At 28.8% G+C, this 2535-nt stretch carries 2 protein-coding genes; one reads left to right on the forward strand and one right to left on the reverse strand.

Annotated features, from left to right (window positions below; translation table 11 throughout):
* Positions 1-319: 319 nt before the first annotated feature.
* Complete coding sequence (locus QZ146_RS08610) at positions 320-1735, reverse strand: right-handed parallel beta-helix repeat-containing protein (RefSeq protein ID WP_295723658.1); 1416 nt, start codon at positions 1733-1735, stop codon at positions 320-322.
* Between the two features lie 190 nt (positions 1736-1925).
* Between QZ146_RS08610 and QZ146_RS08615 the strand changes: the two genes are divergently transcribed.
* The coding region (locus QZ146_RS08615) for an acyltransferase (protein WP_295723660.1) at positions 1926-2535 on the forward strand (610 nt) is incomplete at its 3' end.

Raw genomic sequence — 2535 nt, forward strand, 5'->3', positions numbered from 1 at the left:
TTTTTTTAATTTTCAATATCTTATTTTTTTAAAATTTTTAGGAAATATCTGTTAATTATTCTTAGATTAGAACTACTTTTTCAAACAATCTAATGAAATATATGATAATTAAAATAGTAGTTTCACTCATCTTTTAATATTTTAAAATAAGGAACATTTAATTAAAACAAACCTTTCGAAAAAAATATTATACATTGGTAGAAGGAGATAGATAGAAAATATAAAAAAAATAAAAAAATAAAATTAATTAAAAATTTTATTTTTTTCTGTAGTTTTGAATCAACTATTTTTTTAGTTATAAATAATATTTGATCCTAATTTAAGCATTTACTCTTACTGGACCATGTTTTGATTTATTACCACTAAATTTAGTTGAAGTAACTTTTTTAACACTATATAGTGCACCACCATAGGTAGCAGTGTTAGAAATAACTTTACATGAAGTCATAGATTTAATACTGTATGCAGCTCCTCCTTTACCTGCTGAATTAGAAGTAAAAGTTGAACTTTTAACAGTAATGTAGTAACAACTTACAGCTCCACCTAATTTTGCATGGTTTTTAGTAAAAGTACATTTGCTGATTGCACCTACACCGTAAACAGCTCCACCAGAACCTTTGCTAGCAGTACATCGAGTAAATTTACAATTAGTTACTTTTGCATTGTTACCTATGTAAACAGCGCCTCCATTGGATTTAGAAGCGGAACATTTTACGAAAGTACATTTATCAATTGTTGTTTTTTCAGTGAAAATAGCTCCACCCATACTTTTAGTTGCTACACAACTGGTAAAAGTACATTTGCTGGTTATACCTTTTCCACGGATTGCTCCTCCTTCTTTAGCAACACAATTTGTAAATTTAGAACTATAAGCTTTTGTAGTACCTCTAAGTGCTCCACCAAAACCTTTTTTAGCTTTACAATTTTCAAAAGTACTGGATTTCACCATAGGGAAATCTCCACAACCTGCTCCACCATCACCGTTTGTAGCAATGCAGTTTTTGAAATGTGAATTGTATATATATACTGTTCCTCCAAGAGCACCGCCAGTACGTGCAGAATTGCTTACAAAATTAGAATCATAGATTTTAAGTTTTTTTCCTTGAATTGCACCACCCATATATGCAGCAGTACATTTATTAAAGTTACATTTTGTAATTGTACCTCCACCAGCACCGGTAATTGCTCCTCCACAGGATTTTGATCCTGTGACTTTACAATTTGTAAAATTACAATTGGTTAATTTAATAGTACCACTATTTAATATTGCACCACCGGAATCAGAAGAAGCTGCATTAACTATATTGACATTTTTTAAAGTAAGTGTTTTACCACTAGCAACTTTAAATATTCTGGTTTTACTTTTTCCATCTATAGTATGACCATTTCCATCTATAGTCATACTTTTTGAAATAACAATTCCACCAGCGCTGTCACCGGAAGAAAATGTTACATCTGATGTTAATTTCAGACTGGATCCTGCACTTTTGATTTCAGAATTAAATTTTGAGAAACTGATACTGCTTGCAGAATCTACAGATAAAAGATCAACATCTCCACTCTGACTCAATACATCGTTATTCGAACTAGCTATAATTACAGGTTGACTACTTGATAAATAGTCATTATTGTTTATTGTTGAATTCATATCGGTATCTTGTGCAGATACTGCAGAAAGGCATATGAATAAAATCAACAATAAACTAACAAAAAAAATCTTTTTTTTAAATTTCATTTTATTCACCTTAATTACAATCATATTTATTTAGTTAAATGTATATAAACTTAGTTTAAATTGGTAAGATTTAGTAAACATTTTAGTATTGAATTAATTTTTAAATTATTAATAAGAACTTTTAAAAAAGTTGATACATAAAAAAATTTATTAATTATATTCATTAAATTAAATATTTAGGTAGGTAAATATGGCAACGAAAACAAAATCTAAACGAATTTTTTATTTTGATATATTGCGTGCTACTGCGATATTATGTGTGATGATTATTCATGTCACTGGATTTATGAGTAGAGTTATACATTATTCTCCAGAAATGTTATATTCATTAACTGGATTTTGGGAACTTTTTTCATTTAATGCTTTTAGAATAGGTGTAGATTTATTTCTGATGCTTTCTGGAGCATTATCTTTAGGTCGTGATTGGGAAATTAGTGATTTTCTGGGCAAACGTCTCCCAAGGATTATTAAACCATATGTCTTTTGGGTAATTGTAGGTGCTACATTTATGATTATTATGAACTGGTATTTCCCTCAACTTGTATTTATGAAAGATTATTCTGTTATGGGTATTTTAAAGGCTTACTATAATTCATTTATGTATAAATCTCATAGTTTTGCTGCTTATTGGTTCTTCTGGATGATTTTAGGAACATATTTAATCATGCCTATTTTTAATAAGTGGTTACGTCATGCTGATCTAAAAGAAGCAGAGTATTTTTTAGCAATTTGGGTAGTAAGTACAATTTTTGATTATACTTTAATGATGGAATGTCCTATTAAATTGTCTTATTTCACAA

It is taken from the genome of uncultured Methanobrevibacter sp., assembly GCF_905235195.1.
In the GTDB taxonomy this organism is placed as follows: domain Archaea; phylum Methanobacteriota; class Methanobacteria; order Methanobacteriales; family Methanobacteriaceae; genus Methanarmilla.

Coding starts and splice junctions, on each gene's coding strand:
- QZ146_RS08610 (WP_295723658.1), bottom strand. CDS start 1,735: ATGAAATTTAAAAAAAAGATTTTTTTTGTTAGTTTATTGTTGATTTTA.